The 5109-nt window shown below is 63.5% G+C and carries 6 protein-coding genes; 4 read left to right on the forward strand and 2 right to left on the reverse strand.

The window, feature by feature from the left end:
* Positions 1-995, reverse strand: a 995-nt coding sequence (locus tag AC5JJ6_RS40980; RefSeq protein ID WP_496047568.1) for a class I SAM-dependent rRNA methyltransferase, incomplete at its 3' end; no start/stop codon positions are given.
* A gap of 95 nt (positions 996-1090) precedes the next feature.
* Complete coding sequence (locus tag AC5JJ6_RS40985; protein WP_496047569.1) at positions 1091-1648, reverse strand: hypothetical protein; 558 nt, start codon at positions 1646-1648, stop codon at positions 1091-1093.
* A 247-nt stretch (positions 1649-1895) separates the two neighbouring features.
* Here AC5JJ6_RS40985 and ccoN point away from each other — a divergent pair, with 247 nt between their 5' ends.
* The 4 genes from ccoN to ccoP all read left to right on the forward strand — a co-directional run.
* Positions 1896-3398, forward strand: a complete 1503-nt coding sequence (ccoN, locus tag AC5JJ6_RS40990) for a cytochrome-c oxidase, cbb3-type subunit I (protein WP_496047570.1) — start codon at positions 1896-1898, stop codon at positions 3396-3398.
* Positions 3399-3410: 12 nt separating this feature from the next.
* Entirely contained in the window at positions 3411-4160 is a 750-nt protein-coding gene (ccoO, locus tag AC5JJ6_RS40995) for a cytochrome-c oxidase, cbb3-type subunit II (RefSeq protein ID WP_496047571.1), read from the forward strand.
* A 12-nt stretch (positions 4161-4172) separates the two neighbouring features.
* Entirely contained in the window at positions 4173-4334 is a 162-nt protein-coding gene (locus tag AC5JJ6_RS41000) for a cbb3-type cytochrome oxidase subunit 3 (RefSeq protein ID WP_496047572.1), read from the forward strand.
* 3 nt (positions 4335-4337) lie between these two features.
* Positions 4338-5109 (forward strand): cytochrome-c oxidase, cbb3-type subunit III (gene ccoP / locus AC5JJ6_RS41005; RefSeq protein ID WP_496047573.1); only part of this gene is annotated, 772 nt, incomplete at its 3' end.

Here is a 5109-nt window from a genome sequence, read left to right on the forward strand (position 1 = left end):
TTGCGATAGGCCCTGGAGCCAGCCTGAAGGTCCTTCTTCGACTTCACGAAGGCGGGAGGGTCGGCGATCACCACGCCGAACTTCTGCCCCGCTGCCGCCAGCCGTTCCAACTCCTCGAAGGCATCGGCCCGGCGGAACTCGCAGACGGACGCGACGCCGTTCGCGTCCGCCGCGGCCCGTCCGTTGGCCAGAGCGGCTTCGGAGCGATCGACCGCCACGACCGATCTGGCGCCGGCCCTGGCGCACTGCACGGCGAACCCGCCGTTGTAGCTGTAGAAGTCGATTACATCGGCGTCCCGCGCCAGCGCCGCGATGGCCGCCCGGTTGTCGCGCTGGTCGTAGAACCAGCCCGTCTTCTGGCCCACGCCCGGATCCGCGAAGAAGGCGCCGCCGTTTTCCTCCAGCCGGACCGGCCCTTCGAGGCTGCCGGACGCAACACGGACACCGGTCGTCAGTCCTTCCAGGCCGCGTGACGGACTGTCGTTCCGCAAGACCACGGCCCTGGGGGCGAGCACGTCGTCCAGCGCCTCCAGCAGGGCCGGCGTCAGGCGGTCCATGCCGGCGGAGTTGGCCTGCACCACCACGACATCGCCGAACCGATCCACGATCAGCGCCGGCAGTCCGTCCGCCTCGGCATGGACCAGCCGGTAGAAGGGCCGGTCGAACAGCTTCTCGCGCAGGTCCAGCGCCCGGTGCAGGCGGTCGGCCAGGAACGCCCGGCCGATCTCGGCACCGGGATCGCGCGTCAGCATGCGCGTGCAGATCAGCGTGTGGGGGTTGAAGGTCGCGGCGCCGAGCGGGGCGCCGTCATGGGTCACGACACGGACCACGGTGCCGGGCGGGATCGCCTTGGCCGTATTGTCCATGTGTATCTCGTTCGAATAGACCCAGGGATGGCCGTGCTGAACGCGCTTGTGGCGGCTGGGCTGCAAACGGATTGTCGGCCGCGACGCGGTGTCGCCCGACGGCGGATTGCCGGATGGAATGTCGTTCATGGGCCGCAGTCTACCCGCCCCGATCCCACAGGCAATAACAACTCGTGCGGTCCGTTTCGCAGGGGCCGGGCGGCCTTTGGAATGCCGGCATGCCGTCAAACGTCGTTGGCGGCGTCCGGCACCGTCGGCGCGTCCTGGCCGATCATCCTTTTGCACAACCTTAGCGTTCCCACTGCGTGACCTGCATCGCGAAAACAGGCCAGCAGCCAGTTGCAGTAATCGGGAAGACTGGAATAGTCATCGGGCAGGTTCGTATGGATGGCGGTGCAGCCAAGTGAGTCCGCCACGCGGTCCATGGCGTTCAGCAACTCGTCGGCGGCGCCCGCCATGTCGAACAGGTCGAGCACGATGAAGTTTTCCACTGTCAGCACACGGCCATGGCGGAGGTGTTCTTCCACGGTATAGCTGAAGAGACCGTGGATATAGCCCCGATCGTTCTGGACCGTCATGATCCCGCGGGGATGCGGAGCGGGGCCGTCGTCCGGCCGGCCAGTCGTTTCGAACTCGAATTCAAGCTCCCGCGGCAACAGAACGGCTGCGGCAAAATCGCGCCATCGGTCCACGTCGAGTTCGGGTGCAATGGTCTGCACCACGGGGAATGCCTGGTCGATCTGACGGCGAATCAAGGGTTTTGCGACATAAGTGGCGTGCATGGGCGTCTCGGCGACGGTTCAGGCACAGACGATGGCAGTCCCTCCGCTCCGGGGTCGTTGACGTAGATCAATGTTGCCGGACACCGGCGTCATCATAGTCCGCAACTGGCAATGGGACCGTAACTGACGCCGCGTTTGTGCGCGGAAGCAAGGCGGAATCCCGACGTGAAATGATAAGCAACCTTACGGTGGTGTGGACCGACGGGGGCTCCCCAGGGGCCGGCCGCACCAGACGGGAGATTTGGTAATGACAGCAGCGACCCTGTCCCACGGTTCATCCGTGGGGGGCGAGCGGGCAGGTGAGGAGACCGTCTCGTACAACGAGGCTGTCATCCGCCTGTTCGTCATCGCCACTATGTTCTGGGGCGTGATCGGCTTCACCGCCGGCATCTTCATCGCCCTCCAATTGGCGTTTCCGGTGCTCAATCTGGGCCTGGAATGGACCAGCTTCGGCCGTCTGCGGCCGCTGCACACTTCGGCGGTGGTCTTCGCCTTCGGCGGCAACGCCCTCTTCGCCACGTCGCTGTACGTCGTCCAGCGCACCTGCCGCGCCACCCTGTGGGGTGGACCGCTGGTGGCTAATTTCCTGTTCGTCGGCTACCAGGTCTTCATCGTGCTGGCGGCGTTGGGCTATGTGCTGGGCATCACCCAGGGCAAGGAATACGCCGAGCCGGAATGGTATGTCGACCTGTGGCTGACCGTCGTCTGGGTGGTCTATCTGCTGACCTTCGTCGGCACGATCATGCAGCGCCGGGAACCGCACATCTATGTGGCCAACTGGTTCTACCTGGCGTTCATCGTGACCATCGCGATGTTGCATCTGGTCAACAACCTCAACGTTCCGGTCTCCTTCTTCGGTGCGGCCAGCTACCCGTTCTTCGGCGGTGTCCAGGGCGCCCTGGTCCAGTGGTGGTACGGTCACAACGCGGTGGGCTTCTTCCTGACCGCCGGCTTCCTGGGCATGATGTATTACTTCATCCCCAAGCAGGCCGGCCGTCCGGTCTATTCTTACCGCCTGTCGATCATCCACTTCTGGTCGCTGATCTTCCTCTACATCTGGGCCGGTCCGCACCACCTGCACTATACGGCACTGCCCGACTGGGCGCAGACGCTGGGCATGACCTTCTCCGTCATGCTGTGGATGCCCTCCTGGGGCGGCATGATCAACGGCATCATGACCCTGTCCGGCGCCTGGGACAAGCTGCGCACCGATCCGGTGCTGCGCTTCCTGGTCACCTCGGTCGCGTTCTACGGCATGAGCACCTTCGAAGGTCCCGTCATGTCGATCAAGGCGGTCAACGCCCTGTCGCACTATACCGACTGGACCGTCGGCCACGTCCATTCCGGCGCGCTCGGCTGGGTCGCCTTCGTCAGCTTCGGTGCCGTCTACTACCTGGTGCCCCAGCTCTGGAAGACCGGCCGGCTCTACTCTCAGCGTCTGGTCAGCTATCACTTCTGGACCGCGACCATCGGCATCGTGCTCTACATCACCGCGATGTGGATCTCCGGCATCATGCAGGGCCTGATGTGGCGCGCTTACGACAATCTCGGCTTCCTCCAGTATTCGTTCGTCGAGACCGTCGCCGCGATGCATCCCTTCTACGTGATCCGCGCTCTCGGCGGCGTCATGTTCCTCGTCGGTGCTCTCATCATGGTCTACAACCTGTGGCGCACGACCAAGGGCGACGTCCGGGTTGAGAAGCCCTATGTCACCGCCCCGACGCGCAAGTTCGCGCCGGCTGCCGAGTAAGGACGCCGCACAATGGCAAGCAGCGATAAGAAGCCCGGTCTTTTCGATCACGGTCTGATCGAAAAGAACGTCACCCTGATGATGGTCCTGATCCTGCTCACCGTCTCCATCGGCGGTCTGGTCGAGATCATTCCCCTCTACACCATCGAGTCGACGATCGAGAAGGTCGAGGGCGTCCGCCCCTACAGCCCGCTCGAGCAGTTCGGCCGCAACATCTATGTCCGCGAAGGCTGCTACAACTGCCATAGCCAGCAGATCCGTCCGTTCCGGGACGAAGCTGAACGCTACGGCCATTACAGCCTCGCGGCCGAAAGCATGTACGACCATCCGTTCCAGTGGAGCTCCAAGCGTACCGGTCCGGATCTGGCCCGTGTCGGCGGCAAGTACTCCGACGCGTGGCAGGTCGCCCATCTGATCAACCCGCGCGCCGTCGTGCCGGAATCGATCATGCCGGGCTATGCCTTCCTGGCCACCCGGCCGCTGAAGTTCTCCGACGTCAAGGAGCACCTGAAGACGCTGAAAATCGTCAACGTGCCCTATACCGACGAGCAGATCGAGAACGCCGCCAAGGATCTGGAAGTCCAGACCCGTCCGGACGGCGACACGGCCGGCCTCCTGGCCCGCTACCCCAAGGCGGTCGTCTCGAACTTCGATGGCGACACCAAGGTCGTGACCGAGATGGATGCGCTGGTCGCTTACTTGCAGGTGCTTGGCACGCTGGTCGACTTCACCAAGTACCAGCCGGCCGATTTCAAGCAATAACTGGCGGGACCAATGGATCTCAACGCAATCGCTTCGTTCATGCGCTCCTTCTGGACGGTTTGGTTGATGCTGCTGTTCGTCGGCATCCTGTTCTGGGCCTTGCGGCCCAAGAACAAGGATCGGTTCGATGAAGCCAGCCTCATCCCGTTCAGGAATGAAGGCCAGGAGAATTAGGTCATGCCGACCAAGGTCGAAAAGGACTCCCTGTCGGGAGTCGACACCACCGGGCACGAGTGGGATGGTATTCAGGAACTGAACAACCCGCTGCCGAAGTGGTGGCTGTATGTTTTCTATGTCTGCGTGGCCTTCTCGTTAGGCTACTGGGTCCTCTATCCCGCGATTCCGCTCGGCAAGAGCTATACCGGCGGCATTCTGGGCTACAGCCAGCGCGACGTTGTGCTGAGCGATATCGCGACCGCCCGCGCCGCTCAAAGCTCCTACCGGGCCAAGATCGACAAGGCATCGTTCGAACAGATCGAAGCCGACCCCGATCTGCTGAGCTTCGCCATCGCCGGCGGCCGGTCCGCCTTCGCCGAAAACTGCTCCGCCTGCCATGGCGCCGGCGGTGCCGGCGGCAAGGGTTACCCGACCCTGGCGGACGACGACTGGCTGTGGGGCGGCAAGGCCGAAGACATCCACACGACGCTGCTGCACGGCATCCGCTCGCCGGTCGATGGCGACACCAGGCTTTCGGAGATGCCGAAGTTCGGTGTCGACAAGCTGCTGACCGCCACGCAGATCGATGAGGTCGCCGAGTACGTTCTATCCTTCGCCGGACGGGACACCAACAAGGCCGCCTCCAAGAACGGCGAGGCCGTGTTCACTGAAAACTGCGTGGCCTGCCATGGCGAGAAGGGCGAAGGGATGCGTGAAGTCGGCGCCCCCCGCCTGAACGACAACATCTGGCTGTATGGCGGCGACAAGAAGACGCTGGTCGAGACGATAACCT

The organism is Skermanella sp. (genome assembly GCF_059503625.1).